Annotated in this window: 18 protein-coding genes; 5 read left to right on the forward strand and 13 right to left on the reverse strand. The window is 60.7% G+C overall.

Annotated features, from left to right (window positions below; translation table 11 throughout):
- Window positions 1-164 precede the first annotated feature (164 nt).
- Genes hpnC through hpnA form a run of 3 tightly spaced genes read right to left on the reverse strand, consistent with a single transcriptional unit; the run spans window position 165 to window position 3,207 of the window.
- Window positions 165-1,040, reverse strand: a complete 876-nt coding sequence (gene hpnC, locus Asbog_RS12880) for a squalene synthase HpnC (RefSeq protein WP_062165433.1) — start codon at window positions 1,038-1,040, stop codon at window positions 165-167.
- Entirely contained in the window at window positions 1,040-2,209 is a 1,170-nt protein-coding gene (locus Asbog_RS12885; RefSeq protein ID WP_062165434.1) for a glycosyltransferase, read from the reverse strand. The genes hpnC and Asbog_RS12885 overlap by 1 nt, the downstream gene beginning before the upstream one ends.
- Entirely contained in the window at window positions 2,206-3,207 is a 1,002-nt protein-coding gene (hpnA, locus tag Asbog_RS12890) for a hopanoid-associated sugar epimerase (RefSeq protein ID WP_062165435.1), read from the reverse strand. Before hpnA ends, Asbog_RS12885 begins: the two co-directional genes overlap by 4 nt.
- Window positions 3,208-3,477: 270 nt before the next feature.
- Here hpnA and Asbog_RS12895 point away from each other — a divergent pair, with 270 nt between their 5' ends.
- Window positions 3,478-4,536 (forward strand): lysylphosphatidylglycerol synthase domain-containing protein, encoded by a 1,059-nt coding sequence (locus Asbog_RS12895; RefSeq protein WP_062165436.1) that lies wholly within the window; start codon window positions 3,478-3,480, stop codon window positions 4,534-4,536.
- Window positions 4,533-5,420: a prephenate dehydrogenase/arogenate dehydrogenase family protein gene (locus tag Asbog_RS12900; RefSeq protein WP_062165437.1), complete on the forward strand. Its 888-nt coding sequence runs from the start codon at window positions 4,533-4,535 to the stop codon at window positions 5,418-5,420. The genes Asbog_RS12895 and Asbog_RS12900 overlap by 4 nt, the downstream gene beginning before the upstream one ends.
- Before the next feature lie 309 nt (window positions 5,421-5,729).
- Here Asbog_RS12900 and pyk read toward each other — a convergent pair whose 3' ends face one another.
- The 4 genes from pyk to Asbog_RS12920 are packed head-to-tail and all read right to left on the reverse strand — an operon-like array spanning window position 5,730 to window position 9,476.
- A complete protein-coding gene (gene pyk / locus Asbog_RS12905) occupies window positions 5,730-7,202 on the reverse strand; it encodes a pyruvate kinase (RefSeq protein ID WP_083511014.1) in 1,473 nt (490 codons plus the stop codon).
- A gap of 42 nt (window positions 7,203-7,244) precedes the next feature.
- Window positions 7,245-8,249, reverse strand: coding sequence for an SH3 domain-containing protein (locus Asbog_RS12910; protein ID WP_062165439.1), 1,005 nt, complete (start codon window positions 8,247-8,249; stop codon window positions 7,245-7,247).
- A gap of 49 nt (window positions 8,250-8,298) precedes the next feature.
- Complete coding sequence (locus Asbog_RS12915) at window positions 8,299-8,676, reverse strand: DsrE/DsrF/DrsH-like family protein (protein ID WP_062165440.1); 378 nt, start codon at window positions 8,674-8,676, stop codon at window positions 8,299-8,301.
- Window positions 8,673-9,476, reverse strand: a complete 804-nt coding sequence (locus Asbog_RS12920; RefSeq protein ID WP_371861691.1) for a HesA/MoeB/ThiF family protein — start codon at window positions 9,474-9,476, stop codon at window positions 8,673-8,675. Before Asbog_RS12920 ends, Asbog_RS12915 begins: the two co-directional genes overlap by 4 nt.
- Window positions 9,477-9,718: 242 nt before the next feature.
- On the opposite strand from Asbog_RS12920, the gene Asbog_RS12925 reads away from it, so the two are divergent.
- Window positions 9,719-10,276: a DUF2939 domain-containing protein gene (locus Asbog_RS12925; RefSeq protein ID WP_171840706.1), complete on the forward strand. Its 558-nt coding sequence runs from the start codon at window positions 9,719-9,721 to the stop codon at window positions 10,274-10,276.
- A gap of 132 nt (window positions 10,277-10,408) precedes the next feature.
- Here Asbog_RS12925 and Asbog_RS12930 read toward each other — a convergent pair whose 3' ends face one another.
- Window positions 10,409-11,458 (reverse strand): glycosyltransferase family 2 protein, encoded by a 1,050-nt coding sequence (locus tag Asbog_RS12930; protein WP_083510881.1) that lies wholly within the window; start codon window positions 11,456-11,458, stop codon window positions 10,409-10,411.
- A gap of 413 nt (window positions 11,459-11,871) precedes the next feature.
- On the reverse strand, window positions 11,872-12,096 hold the full coding sequence (locus Asbog_RS12935) for a DUF3126 family protein (RefSeq protein ID WP_023979848.1): 225 nt from the start codon (window positions 12,094-12,096) through the stop codon (window positions 11,872-11,874).
- Window positions 12,097-12,267: 171 nt separating this feature from the next.
- On the opposite strand from Asbog_RS12935, the gene Asbog_RS12940 reads away from it, so the two are divergent.
- Window positions 12,268-12,753 (forward strand): hypothetical protein, encoded by a 486-nt coding sequence (locus tag Asbog_RS12940; RefSeq protein ID WP_023979849.1) that lies wholly within the window; start codon window positions 12,268-12,270, stop codon window positions 12,751-12,753.
- Window positions 12,754-12,857: 104 nt separating this feature from the next.
- Complete coding sequence (locus Asbog_RS12945) at window positions 12,858-13,448, forward strand: hypothetical protein (protein ID WP_062165442.1); 591 nt, start codon at window positions 12,858-12,860, stop codon at window positions 13,446-13,448.
- On the opposite strand, the gene Asbog_RS12950 is transcribed toward Asbog_RS12945, so the two are convergent.
- Genes Asbog_RS12950 through Asbog_RS12965 form a run of 4 tightly spaced genes read right to left on the reverse strand, consistent with a single transcriptional unit; the run spans window position 13,429 to window position 19,516 of the window.
- The gene (locus Asbog_RS12950; protein ID WP_062165443.1) at window positions 13,429-14,160 is read right to left on the reverse strand and encodes a pyridoxine 5'-phosphate synthase; all 732 of its coding nucleotides are present in this window, start codon (window positions 14,158-14,160) and stop codon (window positions 13,429-13,431) included. The genes Asbog_RS12945 and Asbog_RS12950 overlap by 20 nt on opposite strands.
- Window positions 14,157-15,143, reverse strand: coding sequence for a 4-hydroxythreonine-4-phosphate dehydrogenase PdxA (gene pdxA / locus Asbog_RS12955; protein ID WP_062165444.1), 987 nt, complete (start codon window positions 15,141-15,143; stop codon window positions 14,157-14,159). The genes Asbog_RS12950 and pdxA overlap by 4 nt, the downstream gene beginning before the upstream one ends.
- Window positions 15,144-15,156: 13 nt before the next feature.
- A complete protein-coding gene (locus Asbog_RS12960) occupies window positions 15,157-16,548 on the reverse strand; it encodes a M20/M25/M40 family metallo-hydrolase (protein ID WP_062165445.1) in 1,392 nt (463 codons plus the stop codon).
- Window positions 16,541-19,516: a glycosyltransferase family protein gene (locus Asbog_RS12965; RefSeq protein WP_062165446.1), complete on the reverse strand. Its 2,976-nt coding sequence runs from the start codon at window positions 19,514-19,516 to the stop codon at window positions 16,541-16,543. Before Asbog_RS12965 ends, Asbog_RS12960 begins: the two co-directional genes overlap by 8 nt.
- Between the last annotated feature and the right edge of the window lie 7 nt (window positions 19,517-19,523).

Below are 19,523 nucleotides of genomic sequence, written 5' to 3' on the forward strand. Positions count from 1 at the left end.
GTCCCCTTCCGGGAAGCGGGGCAAAGCCCCGCCTCACCGCAGAAGAGGCTTCCTCCTCATAAGCTGCACCCCTGTCCCCTTTGAAGGACAGGCGTCATGTGCAACGCTGCCTGGCAAGGCCAGAACGACTTACTTTCCAACAAGCCGGACCGGCAGGATACCGTCTAACGAATCAGGCCCAGCACCCCACGCAAAAGCGCCTGCAGAGCATCAATACGGCCCAGCTTGACGCGCCCTGCGACCGGATCTTCCCGGCGCAGACGTGCGGCGAGACGATGCGAGAGCGTGACCACTACAGCGCAATAAGCTCGCATGCGACGATCGCGCACCAGACCCGGCAGAGCCGCTGCCTGTCGATTGAGATGATCGACCTCGTCCAGCAGATGATCGAACACACGACGCAGCCCAGGCTTGCTGCGCGCCAGCAGAACATCCTCCACCTTGGCGCCCTCCGCCGTCAGCATGTCCTGCGGCAGATAGGAGCGATCAAGCGTCTTCAGATCCGCCGTGACATCCTGCAGATGATTGATCACCTGAAGGGCGCTGCACAGCGCATCGGACAAAGGTAGCGTTTCTGCGCGCTCACCATGCAGCAGCAACAGAAAGCGCCCCACCGGATTGGCCGAGAACCGGCAGTAACCGAGCAGCTCGTCCCAGCTCTGATAGCGGTTCTTCACAGCATCCTGACAGAATGCCGTGATCAGGTCTGTGGCTGTCTCCAGCGGCACATCTGTCTGAAGCAGATGACGGCGCAGAATAACGGCCGTCTGGGCATCTGCCCGCTGGGGCGCCTCACGCTCACCACGGACCACCTCTTCCATGCCACGCAAACGGGCGATCTTGGCTTCGGAAGAGAGCTGCTCGTTATCGACCATATCGTCGATAACCCGTGCGAAATTATAGTAGGCCGTGACATGCGCCCTGTTGCCCTTGGCAAACAGCAACGACCCGACAGGAAAATTCTCGTCAGCCGCGCCCTTGGCCGAAGTCACATCGGCTTCACCCCAGACGGGATCAACCTGTTTGCCGATCGCATTCATCAGGCATGTGTCTCCTCGGTATAGAAACGACTTTTCCATTGCACGCCCCGACCACGGTGATGGTCGACGGCCGATCCAAGGGTCGCGGCCATGTAAAAGGCAGCAACGACCGGCAAGGCCAGTGCACGGACCGGCGAGAGCTTGAAGCGCGACAATGTGGGCAGGAAGGAGATCACGGCCAGCAACAGCGACGCGCCCCCCATGACCCTGACTCGCCCGCGACCAAACAGGGCAAAATAAACAGGCGCCAGCCAGACCAGCGTCATCCCCAGCACAGTGCAAAGCAGAATGATCGGGGAATAGCGCAGCTGCACATAGGCCGTGCGCGCAATCATGCGCCAGATGTCACCAGCCCCCCGATAGGGGCGGATCGACCATGCCAGCATGCTGTGACCCAGATACAGCTTGCCACCCGCCTTCTTGATATCGGCAGCCAGTGAGCAGTCATCGATCAGTGCGCCCCGCACCGACTCGACTCCTCCAATGCGCTCAAGCATGGACCGACGGACGAGTATCGTCCCGCCTGCAGCTCCCGCCACCGGCGAGGCCGGGTCGTTCACCTTCTCGAAAGGGTAGAGCATCGCAAAGAAATAGACGAAGGCTGGCACAAGCAGGCGTTCTGCTGCGCTTTCACAGTTCAGCACGACCATTTCAGACACCATGTCGAGGCCGTCACGCTCTGCCTTTTCCACCAGCGTCTCAAGATGAAGGGCAGAATGAAGGATATCGGCGTCGGTCAGCAGCACGAACCCATTGGCATCGAGTTTTTCTCGCGCCAGACATTCCCCCTGATGCACGGCCCAAAGCTTGCCGCTCCATCCCTCAGGACGTGCCTTGCCTGTAAGTACGGTAAGACGTTCATGAGGATCAGCGACCCGATGCGCCAGATCGCCCGTGCCATCGGTACTGCCGTCATCCACGACAATCACGCTCAGCTTGCCGCGGTAATCCTGCTGCACCAGCGTCGCCACACAGGCCTGGATCGACTCAGCCTCATCTCGGGCAGGCACGACAATGGCCACATCCGGCCAGATTTTCTCACCGGATTTCAGTCCCGTCGTTCCGGTCCCCGGCGCAAGACGCTCGCCGGTACGCCAGAAACGCCCATGCCCGAAAAGCAGTTTACCCCATGCCGCCAGAGCCGAGGCTGCCATGAAATGTCTGATCATTTCGTGGCAATCCGTCCGTGTTCACGAAACCAGGTGACTGCGTCAGCCACCGCCTCACGTGCCGGACGTGGCGCATAGCCAAGGGTTTCCTGGGCCTTGAGCGAGGTGAAGAACATCATCTTCCTTGACATGGCCAGGGTCTCTCGCGTCACACGGGGTTCGATACCGAAACCTCGCGCCATCCATTCGGATACGACAGCAACCGGCTGCAGCCATGACTGCTTGAGCTTGATCCGGGGCGGTTTGACACAGGCGACCTCGCCAATCAGAGCGAAAAGATCGCCCAGCATGTAGTTTTCGCCGCCGAGGATATATTTCTCGCCGATCACGCCCTTTTCGAGCGCCAGCGCATGACCCTCCGCCACGTCATCCACGTGCACGATATTCAGGCCACTATCGACATAGGCCGGCATGTTGCCCGAAGCGACATCCACGATCATCTGTCCGGTGGGCGTGGGCTTGATGTCACGCGGTCCAACCGGGGTGGAAGGGTTCACGATCACGGCAGGCAGACCGCGCTCGCGCACAAGCTTCAGCACTTCCTGCTCGGCGCGATATTTGGAGAGCTTGTACACGCCAATCACATCGTGCTCGGTCACCGGCGTCAGCTCATTGGCCGGGCTGCCATCTTTCGTCAGCCCCAGCGCCGCCACGGATGAGCAATAGACCACCCGCTCGATCCCGGCATCGAGTGCCGCCATCATGAGCCGCCTTGTGCCCTCGACATTGGCCCGCATCATCACAGCCGGATCCGGTACCCAAAGGCGATAATCCGCCGCTACATGAAAGAGATAGCGGCAGTTTTCCAGCGCCGGTCCGAAGCTCTCGGGGGCCGTCAGGTCGCCAATCACCAGATCGGCATCGAGCCCCTCAAGGTTGGAAAGATCGGCCCCGGCACGGACCATCAATCTGATGCGATGGCCCCGTTGCTTGAGAATACGCGCCACTGCCGAGCCAACAAAGCCGGTCGCGCCGGTAATCAGCGTGTATTCACCCATGATAGGCCCTGATGCTCTCATTTATTGCAAATCGATACCGCACCATACCGCTCGCGCAAGGACAAGCAACCTGCGCCTGATGGCTTTTTCGTCATATTGAGCCGCGCAGTAGCGAAAACTGACTGTCTGGTGTAGACAGCCGCGAGCACTCGACAGCGCACATACTCGCAAATTGCCGCAGGAGCTTTGTCCAACCTCCCGCATTGCCGGGCCTGTTCCTGGCCAGACAATGCGCCTCCGCAACCCTGCGACGTTCGGAACCGACTGGCCTTGAAAACACTCACCCTTGTTCTCGCCCTCATGGGCCTTGCCCTTCTTACGGGAATCATGGCCTGGCTTGGCATCGGTCATGTTTTCAGCGCCATGCAGCGTATCGGCATCGGGGGCTTTGCGTCCATCGTCGGTGGTCAGGCGCTGGTTGATATCGGTCTCGGCATTGCCTGGTTCAGTGCCTGTCCCGAACTTGGGCTCTTTCGGGCCATTGCCTCACGCGCCGTGCGTGACGCTGCCGGGAACTGCCTGCCCTTCTCCCAGCTTGGCGGCATGGTGATTGGCATACGCGCCACATGCAGCATCCCTACCCTCACCCGCAAACTCGGCCCGCTCCAATGGCCTGCCGCTGTCGCCACCAATATTGTGGATATCACGACCGAAGTGCTGGGTCAGATCGTGTTCGTCATCATCGCCCTCGCCTGCCTGTTCGACCATGCGGGTACCAATAAGTTCACCTGGCCTGTTCTGGGTGGCATGGCGCTTCTGGCGCTCGGCATCGCCGGTTTCATCTGGACACAGCAGCGTGGCGGGGCTGCCATCCATTATGCCGCCCGTTTTCTGGGCCGCCATATTGCAGATGGCTGGCGCACCTCGCTGATCGACAACATGGACAATTTCCAGGCTGAACTCGATCAGCTCTGGTCACGCCCCGGTCGCATCGCTCTGGGTGCCACCATCCACCTTCTTTGCTGGCTCGGCGGGGCTGCCATCACCTGGCTCTCACTCGAATTGCTGGGCGCCCATATCGGTATTGTCGGCGCCATCGCCATTGAGGGTGTCGTTTGCGGCCTCATGTCCGCCTCGTTCCTTGTGCCAGCCGCTCTGGGCGTTCAGGAAGCCGCTTATGTCGCACTCGGCTATTTTTTCGGCGTGGACGCTGAAATCTCGCTGGGTCTGTCGCTGCTGCGTCGTGGCCGTGACATCGCCATCGGTATCCCCGTCATGGCCCTGTGGCAGCTTTCCGAAATGCGCCGCCTGCGTCAGCCCAAGCGCCCGACATCCGCCGACGCGACCCTTGATTACGCTGACACATCCTCACGGAGCGAAGCCTCATGACCACGCCCTTGTTCGAGACGCTCTGCGTCATTGGTCCCGGTCTGATCGGCTCCTCCGTCCTGCGCCGGCTACGCGAGCGTCCCGGTCTGGTCAACCGCCTCGTCGTCGCCGATCGTGACCCCGCAGTGCTCGATCGGGTGCGCGCCCTCGATCTGGGCGACGAGATCACAGCCGATCTCGCCAAGGCTGTCGCCGATGCCGATTGCGTCATGCTCTGCGTACCCGTCGGGGCTATCGCCCCGGTGGCCGAGGCCATCATGCCCCACTTCAAGGCGGGCGCGATCCTGACCGATGTCGGCTCGACGCGCCGCAGCGTGGTTGACGCCCTCACACCCCATCTGCGCGACGATATTGCCTATATCCCGGCCCACCCCATGGCCGGTACCGAACATTCAGGCCCGGATGCCGGCTTTGCCAGCCTGTTCGAGGATCGTTGGTGCCTCCTGACGCCGGACCCTCACGCCCCGCAGACCGACATCGACCGTCTTGCGGCTTTCTGGCGTGAAATGGGGGCCCGTATCCGGATCATGGATGTCGATCATCACGACACGATCTGCGCGATGGTCAGCCACCTGCCTCATCTGATCGCCTTCACCATCTGCGGCACTGCCGATACGCTTGCAGAAGACATGCGTGCCGAAGTGCTGGACTTCGCCGCCTCAGGCTTTCGCGATTTCACCCGTATCGCCGCCTCAGACCCGACCATGTGGCGTGACATCTTCCTGAACAACAGCGACGCCCTGCTGAGCGTTCTGGACCGTTTCAGCCAGGACGCCGCCGCCATGGCCAAGGCCATTCGCGAGGGCGACGAGAAAACCATTGTCGATACGATTTCGCGCGGTCGACGCATCCGCCGTTCCCTGCTCGAAAATCGTCAGGCCTGAGCCTCTGCCTGCTGGCAACTGTAGGAAATGGTGGCTCGTAGTCATGGGGCGTTGCCCCATACCCCACCAAAGGACAGTCGTCCTTTGGAAACCTGTCTGAATGGATCAGGTCCTGAGGGAAGCGTCGCTCATTGGAATGTGGGGCGATGCCACTGCAGGAATGTTGAGCTCGTACATTTGGCAGTCGTGGGGCTTTGCCCCACACGCCACGGAAGGACACTCATCCTTCGGGAGGCTACCTGTACCAATCGGGATACAGGGATTGCGCCCTGTCCCGGGCGCGGGGCAGAGCCCCGCACCTGACCCTGATCAGATCGTGACAACACGCAGGGTGTTGGTCGAACCCTGCTGTCCGAAGGGAAGGCCGACGAGCAGAACCAGCTTGTCACCCTTCTCGGCATAGCCCTCGGAAACGGCCAGACCGACCGCCTGATCGACCACGCCTTCAACACCGTAAACCGGCGTTTCCTGACCCACGGACATGGCGCGTACGCCCCAGACCATGTTCAGACGACGTGCGGTTTCATCATCCGGCGTCAGCGCCAGAACCGGGCAATCGGCGCGCTCACGGGCAATCTGCAGGGCGCCACGGCCGCTCTGCGTATAAACCACGATCACAGCAGCCGAGACCGACTGGGCAACATGCCAGGCGGCTTCAGCAATAGCACCGCCGGTCGTGCCGTCGCTGTCAGGGCGAAGGGCCTCTTCCTGCATGCGCCATTCGAGATCATTCTCGACGCGACGCGTCACCCGGGCCATCACCTCGACGGCTTCGCGAGGATACTTGCCCGCAGCGCTCTCGGCCGAAAGCATCACGGCATCGGTGCCGTCGAACACGGCGTTCGAGACGTCAGATACCTCAGCGCGCGTCGGGGTGGGCGAGGTGATCATGCTTTCCAGCATCTGTGTGGCCACGATCACCGGCTTGCCCTGGAAGCGCGCTTCACGAATGGCACGCTTCTGCTCAATCGGCACTTCCTCGGCAGGGAGTTCGACACCAAGGTCGCCACGCGCCACCATCACAGCGTCAGAAAGCGCGATGATGTCGCTCAGACGCTCCATGGCCTGCGGCTTTTCGAGCTTGGTCATGATCCAGGCGCGACCCTTGGCAATATCCTTGGCTTCCTGCACGTCCTCGGGGCGCTGCACGAAAGAAAGGGCCACGTATTCGACACCAAGGTCGAGCGCGAAGGTGAAGTCCTTGTGGTCCTTCTCGGTCAGGGCCGGGATGGGCAGCACAACGTCAGGCACGTTCACGCCTTTGCGCTCTGACAGCCAGCCACCGACTTCGACTTCGGTCTCCATATGCGTTTCATCGCAGGAGATCACACGCAGACGCATCTTGCCGTCATCGAGCAGCAGGCGGCTGCCGGGCTCGGCGGCGCGCATGATCTCGGGGTGCGGCAGACAGGCGCGACGGGCATCACCCGGCGTACGATCCAGATCCAGACGGAAGCGTGCGCCTTCAATCAGTTCCACCTTGCCATCGGCGAAGGTGCCAACGCGCAGCTTGGGGCCCTGCATGTCGGCCAGAATGGCCAGCGGGCGACCAAGTTCGGCTTCAACATCACGGATGGTGGCGTGACGCTTGGCATGGTCTTCATGCGAACCATGCGAGAAGTTCAGGCGAAACACGTCAGCCCCGGCCAGCGCCAGGGTACGGATCATCTCATGCGTGGAGGAGGCCGGGCCGAGGGTCGCAACGATCTTCGTGCGGCGCTGTTCGGCCTCTTTCTTCACTCCCGTACCCTGAGCCGAAGCTGCTTGAGGTGAGGACGTCATACTGATCTCCGATCCATTTGCTGCACGTTGCATATCATAGCTTCAGCTAGGCTGAAGCGTCTCTCCTGGCAACAGCCCCCAGAACACACGTCTGGGAAGCCATCCCGTATAGCCCTTGACCACCACCTTGCACCATGTCGACCCCTGGGGGCACAGCTTGAGCGTGCCCACTGTCCCGGGTTGCAACACCGCCACGACAGCGCTGTTTTCATCCGACTGGCTGTAGAGTAGCGTATCGCCCTGACGCTGGCGTGCCTCAGTCTCGTTCGGCACATAGCCCAGCACGCGGGCATCGGCCTTGCCAATCACGTCGCCTGATTTGGCCGAGGCCTCACCCACCGCAGCGGCATGACCCTCGGGTGGTTGCCCCGGAATCACGAAAGTGCGCTGTCCGACGAGCGTCGCCTGATGGACCCAGCCCTTCATACCGTCCGAATCCTCGATCAGACGCCAGACGTCGAACTCACGCTCGACCTCAACCGGCAGACCACGGCGATGATAGACCCATTCGATCGGATAGCGCTGACCTGGCCCCTTGCGCATGAACACCTTGTCCGCACGCATTGCGGCGAAGCGCGGCAAGGGCAGACCCGTATTGGTTCCCTTGTCCTGCGGCGGTGCATCAGGTGCGGCGGCAGCCGCTGCGGCCGCATCGTCACTGGCAGGTGGCGTGGCAGGCTGGGCGGCAGCTGTCGCCGCACCCGCTACAGCGGCACCGGCAGCGACACCTGCGGCCGTGCGCACATGATGCTTGCCCGCATGATGCGCATGAGCCGCCCGGGCTTCCTCCGCCGCACGTGCGGCCTTGCGCTTTTTGCGGCTACCCGCGGTCGTTCCGTCTGTCGCCTTTGCCGCGGTCGCTTTCGTTTTACCGTGATGGGCAGAAGCACCGTGTGCTGAGCTCTTGCCACTGGCGGAAGCTGGCGCCGCGCCATGTTTGTGATGGTGAGTCGCGTGTTTGGTCGTCTGGGGCGCGGCTTCTGCCTGTGCGCCAAGCGGCAGCAGAATCGCCAGCCCGATGCCGTAGACGATGCGGAATGTCTTCATGGGTGCATGGGTGCCAAGTTGTGGCGTTCGGGGCAAGAGGGGGGCCGCTTCACAGGCTCAGAATCTGGGCATCGACCGTGCGTTCCAGAAACGTCGTCACCCCACAGATACGCACACCGGGGCACAGATCGGCCTGCGTCAGACCTGACGCTTTCATACCGGCCTCGCAGGCCAGCACCTCACCACCCAGCTCGAAAATGGCGGAACGCAGCGTTTCGAAGCCAGCAACCCCGCGCGACTGAAACATCTGATCGAGCCCCACGTCGTCGAGCGAGGACCAGTCCCGGCACACCGCCGCAACACTCAGCCCCCCACTAAAGAGGACAACTTCACGCCCCAGAGCCAGAGCCCCAGCTGCGAGCACAAAAGCGTGATGGGCCCGTTCGAACGAGCGATCCGCAAGCGTAATGCCCATGACACGCATCATACGCCCTCACTCCCGCTCCCGGACCCTGCCCCTCGGCCACAGCACGGACAGTCGGGGTCGGCTGGGAGATCGAAACTGCGGAAACTCGCCTCCAGCGCCTGCCAGATGAGAACACGACCGCTCATGCTGCGCCCAAGACTCAGGATTTCCTTCAGGGCCTCAGTCGCCATCAGCGTACCAATCACCCCCGTAACCGCGCCGAAAATGCCCGCCTGACCGCAGCTCAGCGCCGCGTTTTCATCGGCATCGGGATAAAGGCAGCGATAGCAGGGGCCACCACGATGGGGAGCAAAGGTGGAGAGGCTCCCCTCAAAGCGCTGCACAGCGCCCGAAACGAGCGTTTTGCCCAAGGCATGACAGCAATCAGCCACCGCGTATCGGGTTGTGAAGTTGTCACTGCCGTCACAAACAAGGTCGTACTGGCTGACAAGTGAGGGCAGATTATCGGCATCCACGCGCAGGCCATGCGGTACGACCTCAATACCCGGATTGAGTCCGCCGAGCCTTCCAGCTGCCTGCTCGGCCTTCCCGCCCCCGATATCCTGCGTGGAAAACAGGATCTGCCGTTGCAGATTGCTCAGCTCCACCCTGTCATCATCCACCAGCCCAATGCGACCGACACCCGCCGCGGCGAGATAAAGAGACAACGGGCTGCCAAGCCCTCCTGCACCGATCACGAGCACTGACGAGTCGCGCAGCTTTGCCTGCCCCGATGCGCCCACTTCGGGCAGCAGGATATGGCGTGAATAGCGGTGCAGTTCCTCGTCGGTGAAGGTCAGATCAGACAAGATGGACGACATTGCGAAGAGGGAATCCAGGCTGGAAAGAAAACTTCATCGGCTTTCAGGATTTAGATGACAAAAGCCTGCGTGATCCCATAGCATAGTGATGTTCAGTGAAGAAAACAGAGGCATCTGCCATTCGGAACCAGGCTTGTTACCGGCTTGATCGATAAAGGCACGCATAGGCTGCGTGTTCACGTCCCTTTCGCCAGTTGCAGAGAAAAGAAATGAGAGACCCCGCAGGATTGCCCCCGGCAGGAATGCCCGTAGAACTCGCAACGTTCCCGGACAGGCTGTCATGGCCATCCAGCAGGAAGCTGCCTCATATTGCTGGCGCCCTGATGGTTGCCCTTGTCTGCATCTATGCGCTCTCGCCTTATCTGGCGCTTTGGTCGCTTTCCTCTGCCCTGCGCACGCATGACACGACGACCCTTGCCCAGCATATCGACTGGAGTGCGCTGACGACCAGCCTGAAGACCGAGGCGATCGACGCCCTGATCGGACCACCGCCAGCTTCTGACGATCTGCCGGATTTCGGCTCATCCTTCGCGACCAGCGCCGTCTCACATGCGATCGATACCCGCCTGACGCCTGAGCTGCTGATGACCTTCGCCTCCCAGATGGTCACAGGACACCAGCCTGCGGCTTCCCTGAGCATGAGCCAACTCTACAGCAGGCTCTCGGCTCATTTCGTCTCGCCGCTGCGCTTCGAGGCCGGGCTCATCACGACACCTGGTCAGAAACCAGCCATCGTGCATATGAAATTCGAGCAGTGGCACTGGAAGATCACCCAGCTCGATCTACCCAAGGCAGCCTGACGTCCTCTGCGCTGCCGCGGTTTTACCGGCGGCAGGTAAGGGTGCGCTGTGCCTAACACCTCCAACTGACCGTCTTATCGCGCTCGGCACGCCACCAAACCCAAGACGGTGACTTCCCATACGTCGGCGGGATCACCGCCTGGCGCGAAAACCCAAACCGAGACGGCGCAGAATACGGGCAATCGTATAGGGCACGACCAGCATACGGCGTGACCTTTGTCTCAGGCACAGCTGATAGAGCCGCAGCTTGAGACGGTCCTCAAGGCGTAACCGCGTATTAGCCGCCACCAGAGATGCGAAGGTATCAAGCATCCCCACCAGTTCGTCGCTATGCTGCGCCATGCGTTTTTCGTGCTCGTAGCGCGAAAAATAGATCGACTTGAAAGCCTCCCCGGCAATCAGATTGCAAAAGCGCGGAAAGATCAGATCACGCACATACACGCTACGTCGCTCAGGATCCGAGTCGAACATGCCGCAAAGCTTGCTGATATAGCGCATACGGCTGCGGCTCATGCGGATGCTGTACGAGGTGCTGTTCTTGTTGATGCACCAGACGGTTACAGCTTGCGGGAAGAAGTAGTTTGTATAGCCCTTGCGGAAAATCCGCAGGAAAAGATCGTCATCCTCATAACCCATGAACTGAGGATCAAAGCCGCCCACGGCCTCGAACGCTGTCCGGCTGATGATCGAGGCTGAAGGCAGGACATGCATGTCACGCTCAAGCAGATCCTCTATCGAGATCTTGGGGTGCTTGCTGTAACGCGCAGCGATGGAGGTAGCGACAATATGCCCCTCCTCATCGGCCTCCATCAATTCACCATAGGCCCAGCCGAAATGGGGGTCTTTCGTCCTGACCTGTTCGAGCAGCAATTCGATATGGTTCTTCAGGAAGAAGTCGTCCTGATCGAGAAAACAGATATAGGCCGATTGAGTAAGCGATACGCCTAGATTGCGTGCGCTTCCCTGCCCGCCATTCTCCTTGCGATGCACCGTGACACCGGATCTCGCAGCGATTTCAGCCAGGGCGGTGCGCTCCGCCTCGCTCGATCCATCATCAATGATCAGGAACTCGTCGGCGGGAACAGTCTGCGACAGGACGCTTTGTATCGCCCGCTCGATATATTTCGAGCCATTGTAGAAAGGGATGATAACGGCGACAGAATTCAGCCTTGCATCGGCCATGGACAAACAATCCTTACTTTCCAGGCCCGTGCATTGCTACGCAAGCACATGGCGGCATAGTACCCGGCTTCGCACCCTGCTTGCACATGCGCTATCCCGACCTGCCTTTTTCATACGTACAGACCGCGCAGGCGCCGCCCTTGCCGGGAACCCTGCCCTGATGATTCAGACATTGCGCATAATGTGAGTGGGGACAGAGGCCAAACTGAGGCAGGGAAATGCCGGCCGTCACCGCCCTCTCGGCATCGCCCTCATACGCTCCGGGGTAATCCGGTATCTGTCGGAAAGGGAGTGACCCCGCGCCTGCCTGTGAGGTCAGGACTCGTTGAGGACGGGCACGGCCTGCCTTTCTTGCGCGACCTTGCGGAAAGAAAAGCCGATGCCCGGCATCACGTCCCCGATAACGCCCCCAATCAGGCCGGAGGAAGGTCTTCTTCGAGAACGGTGATGTGGATGGCATAGGAGACCTCGCCTTCATCATCATCCCTGTGCACTGTGCCAATCACTTCGCCATTGACGGCCAGCTCAACCGTGTGGCCAGCGCGTGCCGGGGCATTGATCGTCAGTTGCTGGGAACCGAGCAGACGACGCAGGGTCGTTTGCAGACGGGACAGCTCCGAAGCAGAAATAGCAGCCATGATAACTCCTGGAATTTGGCAGGTTGTGCGATCTGTAGAACATCCCGCCCCCCTGTGAAACCACCTTTAACGCATGTCGAAAATTCCGGATTGGGCCACGATGCTGCCATGATTGATCGGCACGGTTCACGCCTTCGTCATTGAACCGGCACTTTCAAGACAGGGAGAACCATGCGCCGCATCCTCTTTGCCTTTGCGCTTCTCGCGCTTGCCTCGACCGGGTCGAGCCTCGCTGCTGCCGTGCCGCCCCATTTCGGATCAGCGCTCTCGCAACAGATTTCAAGCGACGGCCCCCGTGCCGTGGCATGGTCGCTTACGCTCAGTCATGACTGGGCCAAGGTGGAACAGAATATCGCAGCAAATGACCCGGCGCTGAGCTCGGCCACGCTGCGCGCATTGCTCGATTATACCCCCCGGTTCGAGCGATCCGCCATGCAGCACGCCCTGCGGGCAAGACTCCAGAATGATGCGCTGTCAGGGCTTGCAGTGCTGTCGCCGGTTTCGCGCAGCCCTTACTCAGGCCGCGCCATATGCGGTGCCGGCGAAGCACGCTGGAAGCATCAGGTTGCGCCCATGGTCATGGCGACGCACGACATTGTCTATGCGTTGCAACGCGAGGCATGTTTAAATGCGTTAAGGTTACATTCCAGGCGTTGAATCGCGTGGCGTGAGCAGGCACACAGAACTTCTTCCCTCAAGTTCTGTTGTCATAACGAAACCCTTCCGGGTTCCCTGCTCCCTTTTCGCATCGAGGAAAATCTTTGACTTCCACCCTGCGTCTCGCCCTCGGCGTTCTACCGCTCGTGGGCCTCACTGGCTGCGGCTATTTCGACTCTCGCGAAGCCCACAGGGCACAGCTTGCCATGATTGGCATGACATCGAACGACCTTCAGGCCTGTGCCGGCATTCCGGCATCAACCAAGACCCTGAACGACACCACGCAGATCTATCAGTATACTGCGACCATGAACCTGCCCACGGCAAGCGATTCAACCATCATCCCGGTTCAACAACTCTTGAACATGACCCAGGTCACCCTCGGCGGGGCAGGCACGACCTGCAAGGCGATCATCCGCCTCGACCATGACCGGGTCTCCGAGGTCCATTACGCGGGTGATGATGACGAGATCATCGGATCCGACGGTATCTGTTCGATCATCACCCGTGGGTGCGCCAGACAGCCCGAGGCCAGCATGCGCAAGGTCAGCGGTGGTCCATTCGGGCCGGTTTCCGCCTTCCACTCCCCTGCGGCGCCTAATCAGAGCACGACTGCGACCTACAACAAGCAGTCCGGCGAGACCGTGCCGAACTACACCGACAAATCAAAGCCGGTTATCGTACCACGGCCCTGAACAGCGCTCCTGTCGCGATTTCCTGCTTCATGCGGGCAATTGCGGCGGGCAAGCCGCTGAAGATTGCCTCGCCAATCAGGAAATGTCCGATGTTGAGCTCCTTCAGCCCGGGCAGACCCGCTACCCGTCCCACATTGGCGTAAGTGAGCCCATGACCGGCATGAAGCTCCAGCCCGTTTGCCGTGGCGGCCTGCGCACCTGCAAAAAGCCTCCGGAACTCCGCCTCGCCGTCGTCATGGGCATAAGCGCCGGTATGGAGTTCCACCACCTGTCCACCAATTGCGGCGGCAGCCTCGATCTGGGCAGGGTCAGGGTCCACGAAAAGCGAGACACGGATACCGGCGTCTTTGAGCCTCGCCACCTTGCCGCGTAGATCATTCATCTGGCCTGCCACGTCGAGCCCGCCTTCGGTCGTCACTTCCTCGCGTCGCTCGGGCACAAGACAACAGGCATGAGGGCGCAAGGCGCAGGCCATACCAACCATTTCTTCCGTCGCGCCCATCTCGAAATTGAGCGGCACAGTCAGTTCACGACGTAGCCTCTGCATATCTTCATCACGTATGTGGCGCCGGTCCTCGCGCAGATGGGCCGTAATACCGTCAGCGCCATGCATGGCTGCCAGCAGGGCTGCCCCGACCGGATCGGGATGCGTGCCACCGCGTGCATTACGGACGGTCGCCACGTGATCGATATTCACGCCAAGTCGGATCATGGTCTTTTTTCCTTGCCTGAGGCACGTCTCACGCCAAGGTCGCGCGCAAGACGCAAGGCTGAAAGCAGGCTCGTCGGATCGGCCCTGTTTTTACCTGCAATTGCAAAGGCTGTCCCGTGGTCGGGCGATGTCCTGACAATGGGCAAGCCCAGTGTCACATTCACACCGCTGGCCATGTCGAGCGTCTTGAGCGGTATCAGCGCCTGATCGTGATACATGCACAAAGCCGCGTCATAGAGTGGCCGCGCAAGATCCGTGAAAAGCGTATCGGGCGGATACGGGCCGCTCGCATCAATGCCAGCTTCGCGCAGAATCCTGATGGCCGGCTCGATCATGACCTGTTCTTCCAGGCCCATCACCCCGCCCTCGCCCGCATGAGGGTTCAGGCCAGCCACGGCAATACGTGGCGCCTCAAACCCGAAGTCACGGCGCAAAGCCTGGGCAAGTGCCTTGCCAACCTGCACGATTTTATCCGTCGTCAGACTGTCCAGCGCCTCGCGCAGGCTGACATGCACCGTTACCGGCACCACACGCAGCTGTGGCGAGGCCAGCATCATGATTTCCTCACCCGGCACGCCGCAGAGCGAGGCCAGGAATTCGGTATGCCCCGGAAAGCCAAAACCGGCAGCTTTCAGCACCGCCTTGCTGATCGGGTTGGTCACGACGGCACTGACACGCCCCTCAAGCGCCAGCCGGGTCGCGCGCTCGATCGAGGCGATCACCTGACCTGCCATTGCGGAATCGGGCTGACCCGGCACAACAGGGCCGGGAAGGTACACGGGCAGAACAGGCAGGGCATGGGCGAATACCGCTCCTGCCTGCTCGGGTTCGTTCACGATCTGCGTGGGGATCCCCTCGATCAGAGCCGGATCACCGATCCACACAAACCCTTCGCCCTGGGTCCTGAGCTGCTCCCAGGCCTTGACGGTCAGTTCAGGGCCAATCCCGGCGGGATCGCCCATCGTGAGTGCAGGCAGCATCATGCCCCCTCAAGGGTCACTTGGTGGAAAAGGCATCCAGAATACGAACCCAGGAGCGAATTCCCTTATGAAAGGATTCGACGCCATATTGCTCGTTGGGCGAGTGGATACGATCGTCATCCTGAGCGAACCCGACAAGAAGCGAGTCCATGTCGAGGGCTTCCTTGACCTCGGCAACGACAGGAATGGATCCACCGCAACCGATCGATACGGCAGGAACGCCCCATTCCTCGCCCAGCGCGGCCAGAGCCGTTTTCAGAAACGGCCCTTCTTCCGGCACGGCAAAGCCGCTCGATGCACCATGCTCGGCAAAGCTGACCTTGGCATCCACCGGCAGGACCGATCGGATATGGGCGCGGAACGCCTCACGCACGCGTTCCGGGTTCTGCCCCGGTACCAGGCGGAACGAAACCTTGGCCATTGCACGGGCAGGGAGCACGGTCTTGAAACCATCGCCCTCATACCCACCTGAAATCCCGTTGATCTCGTAGCTTGGCCGGGCCCAGATCTGCTCGATGGCCGTAAAGCCATCCTCACCGGCAGCGCTCGACAGCCCCACCGGGCCAAGTGTCGCTGCATCATCCGGGAAGATGGCCCGCCACTGAGCGCGAACCGTGTCGGATGGTGCAACCACCCCATCATAGAACCCGGGAAGCGTCACACGGCCCTTGTCGTCACGCACACTGCCAAGCGCCTTGCAGAGCAGTTCGATGGGGTTGCGCGCTGCATTACCGAACATGCCTGAATGAAGGTCATGCGTGGCACAGTCGATCACCACCTCCTCACCAACCAGCCCACGCAGCCCCGTCGTGATCGCCGGTGTGCGCCGATCGGGCATACCGGTGTCGCAAATCAGCGCCACATCGGCCTTGAGCTCTGCGGCATTGGCCTTGAGGAACGGCATCAGATTGGCCCCGCCGCTTTCTTCCTCACCCTCGATCAGGATCGAGATCTTCAACGGCAGATCGCCCTTGATCGCTTTCCAGGCACGGCAGGCTTCGATGAAGGTGAGCAACTGTCCCTTATCGTCCGATGCACCACGCGCCACGATGATCTTTCGGCCATCGGCCTCCGTCACAATCGCGGGGTCGAAGGGATCGCTCTTCCACAGATTGAGCGGGTCCGTGGGCTGAACGTCATAATGGCCATAAAACAGCACATGCAGGCCGGATGACGCTGTCTGCTCATGACCCACAACCATCGGGTGCCCGGCTGTTTCACGCACGCTGGCATCAAACCCGAGGGCTGAGAGCTCCTCACGCAGCCATTCGGCGGCGGCCCTGCAATCGGCAGCATGTTTCGGCTGAGCCGAAACACTCGGTATGCGCAGGAAGGCAAAAAGACGATCCAGACTTTTTTCCAGATCCCGGTCGACCTGCTGCAATACCGCTGCCGTGCTGTCAGTCACGCATCTCTTCCTTTACCAAGCTCTGTCGCAACAAGGAGGCAAGCGTGTCGCGATAGACGGTCGTCATCGCTCGTGCCTGCTGCCTCGCCTCATCGGACAGACGCTGCCACGTCTCCCGATCCTGATAAAGGGTGATGATCGCCTCTGCAAACGCTGTCGGATCGAGCGGCGCTGACACGGCGCCTTGCAATGCTGCCTCGCCGCCCGTGACGGCAGGCAGTCCGCAAGCTCCGGCGGCAAGACGGTCGAATGCCACATGGCCCTCAACCTGATCGGGTGTAATCAACAGGCGGCATTGCGCAGCGAGTGTCGCGAAATCTGCCTGACCATCACGCAATGGCGCGACATTCTGATGATGCGTGATCATTGAGAGATCATGCGACTGGGTGGTTTCGCAGACCAGAACCAGTCTGACCGGTTCGGCCAGACGCCCGTTGAGGCGCATCATGACGTTGCGCACGAACCATTTGAGAAAGGTCGCGCTGTAACCCGGCGCCGTCGCGGGCTGAGCGGCAAAAAGCAAGCCGTGTCTTTTATCGAAGTCCGGACTGTCATGCAGGGGCAGATCATCCCCGAGAATTGTCACGCCGGTGACACCAACCTTGCCAAGCACCTGCTCCTGAGCCACATCGGCAACCACGATATCCTGGCAGAACCAGGCATTGGCCACTTCATCCGCCAGTGCCTGATCGAAATCGGCCTCGTCAATCCTGTCGCGAACCGCCTGCACCTTGCGGGCGTCAAACCGGGCCTGGACAGCATCCAGCGACCGCAAATCCAGAATCACACCCTCCTCAGGCAGAAGGGCCGCCTTGTCATTGAAGAGCTGGAACACGGCATTGAGCGTATGGCCGCCCATGATCCATATCTGATCGAAGCCGCGCGGGCGCTGCTCGATCAGTTGCCCCAGACACTCAATACCCCCTTGCAGGTGTTCAATTTCGTCAGGCAGAGCGGCGCTTATCGCCTCTGTATGCGGGCGCTGCTCATCCAGGGCAAAAACCGTAGACTGCAGACCGAGCGCCACGAAAGCGCGGCACAGGGATTGCAGGCGCTCGCGCTGCATAGGCTGAGCGCTTGAAATTGCCCTTTTGACAAGAAGGATGCGCTGCCCCCAGCGAACCGGCTTGTGCAACATGATCGCACTGCCAGGGCGATGCGGCTGATTGCCACGAAGCACTTCTGCAAAATGGCGACGCAGTATCAACGCCTCCTGCGCCACAAGCGCCTCGCCAGCTATCTCGCGTTCAGGCACACGAATCAGAAAATTAGGATCGTAAACTATACGACCGGAACGCATGATCTGGCGCAGGGTCAGGCACAGGCCAGCCCATGAGTGCGCGGCGATACGCAGCGCGCCAAGCCCATCATCGATTGCGGGTATGGCACGTAGTATAGTGGTACGACACAGCAGGGCGCCGCCCCCGACACCGTCACAAGTACGCACGAAGTTCACGATCGGAGCAAAAGCGTCCTCACCCGCACCATGAGCCGTGCAGCTTCCATCACGTGCAACACTCACACCGGCCTCGACGACCCGCAGATCCAGTCCCAGTATCTGCGGTGCGACAGCAATGACGCCCGGCTGCGCGAGACGGGCGATAGCGGTGTTCAGCGCCCCGGCAAATAGCGTGGTACCCGGGTCGATCAGAAGAACCTGAGGTGCTGCGATTGCAGCGCCAGCCCGTCGCCAGCCCCCCTGCAGATTGCCCTGTTCGGAGGAAATCACCTCAAGACCATAGGCGTAGCGCGCGACATTAGCTGTTTCATCCCGCGCATGACCACTGAGCAGAATGACCTGCATTGCCCCGCAACTGACATCGTGCAGCGACGCAAGCGTCTGGATCAGATCGAGGAATGTTTCAGGGGCATTGATGATCACGCTAAGGGCAGGCTGGCCTACATAGCGAAAATCGAGCGGTGTCCGGGCGAGAAGCGGCAACAGACTCTCACCGCGCAAGGCCTGCAGGGATGCCAGCGCGCGCAGTGAGGGAAGCTCCGGAATGTCCGCTTCGTCTGCTTCGCCGTCGCGCTTTACAAAGGCCGTGTACGGGTTGTCGCAGATCGCCTTCCAGTCCGGCATGTCACCGTCACAGGAGAAGGGAGGGAAAGCGATCTCCTCGGTCGCATGACGTCCCTCGAACACACCAAAACGCACGAAATGCTCATAGCCGTTCCGAAGCGCACGCGCGGCGACCTGCCTGCCCACATCCTCGTAGCGCGCGAGATAGAAAGTCTCATCGAAATACGGGGTGGGGGAGTAGGCCGTAGGCGTCTCGTTGGAGAGATAATGATGCAGGGGCGAAGCATATTCCCCGCTTGCGATCTGCGCCGAGACCTCGGGGTACTGGTCGAGATACCAGACCGGATCGAAATACCAGGACGTACGCAGAGCCCCGAGATCTGTGCTTGTCAGCAGACGGGAGAATTCACCCGCAGCCGGATCGAACGGCAAGCGATACTGGAAGATCCCTGCACGCAGCAGATCGGGGACAAAGAACGCGGAACTGGCACGCCGCTCCACCTGCCCGATCGCCAGATAATGGTCATAGCCATTGGCAAAGCCCAATTCACGCACCAGCGACGGGGTCAGATCGGGGTTGAGGCTGAAATATCCCCCTTCTGAAAACAGCCAGTGGCAGGAGCGGCCGCGATGACCCGTCTCGCAATAATGCTGGAACCCGGAGTCAAACACCCCCATCCTGATGCCGTTCTCAACATCGAAATGCGCCCTGCGATACCAGATTTCATCGAAATACCGGTTGGGCGAATGAGCATAACGAGCCCCGTCACGTAGCCAGAATTCATAAAGTCCCCGGTCATCCGGCATGTTGCCCACCATGCCGATCACTGCATCCCGGTAGCGCTCCCGATACCAGTCAGGATCGAAAACGGCCCAGAGCGGGACATGGGCGCGCGGCTCGTCGCCAGGGCCGTACGCAGAGAGGATATCGGGGGTCTGTGTCATCGTTCCG

The sequence above is a fragment of the Asaia bogorensis NBRC 16594 genome (assembly GCF_001547995.1).
GTDB classification, from domain to species: Bacteria; Pseudomonadota; Alphaproteobacteria; order Acetobacterales; family Acetobacteraceae; genus Asaia; species Asaia bogorensis.

What these genes read in the sequence shown, in the direction of transcription:
- hpnC (WP_062165433.1), bottom strand. Translation starts at nt 1,040, where the DNA reads ATGAATGCGATCGGCAAACAGGTTGATCCCGTCTGGGGTGAAGCCGAT.
- Asbog_RS12885 (WP_062165434.1), bottom strand. Translation starts at nt 2,209, where the DNA reads ATGATCAGACATTTCATGGCAGCCTCGGCTCTGGCGGCATGGGGTAAA.
- hpnA (WP_062165435.1), bottom strand. Translation starts at nt 3,207, where the DNA reads ATGGGTGAATACACGCTGATTACCGGCGCGACCGGCTTTGTTGGCTCG.
- Asbog_RS12900 (WP_062165437.1), top strand. Translation starts at nt 4,533, where the DNA reads ATGACCACGCCCTTGTTCGAGACGCTCTGCGTCATTGGTCCCGGTCTG.
- pyk (WP_083511014.1), bottom strand. Translation starts at nt 7,202, where the DNA reads ATGACGTCCTCACCTCAAGCAGCTTCGGCTCAGGGTACGGGAGTGAAG.
- Asbog_RS12910 (WP_062165439.1), bottom strand. Translation starts at nt 8,249, where the DNA reads ATGAAGACATTCCGCATCGTCTACGGCATCGGGCTGGCGATTCTGCTG.
- Asbog_RS12915 (WP_062165440.1), bottom strand. Translation starts at nt 8,676, where the DNA reads ATGATGCGTGTCATGGGCATTACGCTTGCGGATCGCTCGTTCGAACGG.
- Asbog_RS12920 (WP_371861691.1), bottom strand. Translation starts at nt 9,476, where the DNA reads ATGTCGTCCATCTTGTCTGATCTGACCTTCACCGACGAGGAACTGCAC.
- Asbog_RS12925 (WP_171840706.1), top strand. Translation starts at nt 9,719, where the DNA reads ATGCCCGTAGAACTCGCAACGTTCCCGGACAGGCTGTCATGGCCATCC.
- Asbog_RS12930 (WP_083510881.1), bottom strand. Translation starts at nt 11,458, where the DNA reads ATGGCCGATGCAAGGCTGAATTCTGTCGCCGTTATCATCCCTTTCTAC.
- Asbog_RS12935 (WP_023979848.1), bottom strand. Translation starts at nt 12,096, where the DNA reads ATGGCTGCTATTTCTGCTTCGGAGCTGTCCCGTCTGCAAACGACCCTG.
- Asbog_RS12940 (WP_023979849.1), top strand. Translation starts at nt 12,268, where the DNA reads ATGCGCCGCATCCTCTTTGCCTTTGCGCTTCTCGCGCTTGCCTCGACC.
- Asbog_RS12950 (WP_062165443.1), bottom strand. Translation starts at nt 14,160, where the DNA reads ATGATCCGACTTGGCGTGAATATCGATCACGTGGCGACCGTCCGTAAT.
- pdxA (WP_062165444.1), bottom strand. Translation starts at nt 15,143, where the DNA reads ATGATGCTGCCTGCACTCACGATGGGCGATCCCGCCGGGATTGGCCCT.
- Asbog_RS12965 (WP_062165446.1), bottom strand. Translation starts at nt 19,516, where the DNA reads ATGACACAGACCCCCGATATCCTCTCTGCGTACGGCCCTGGCGACGAG.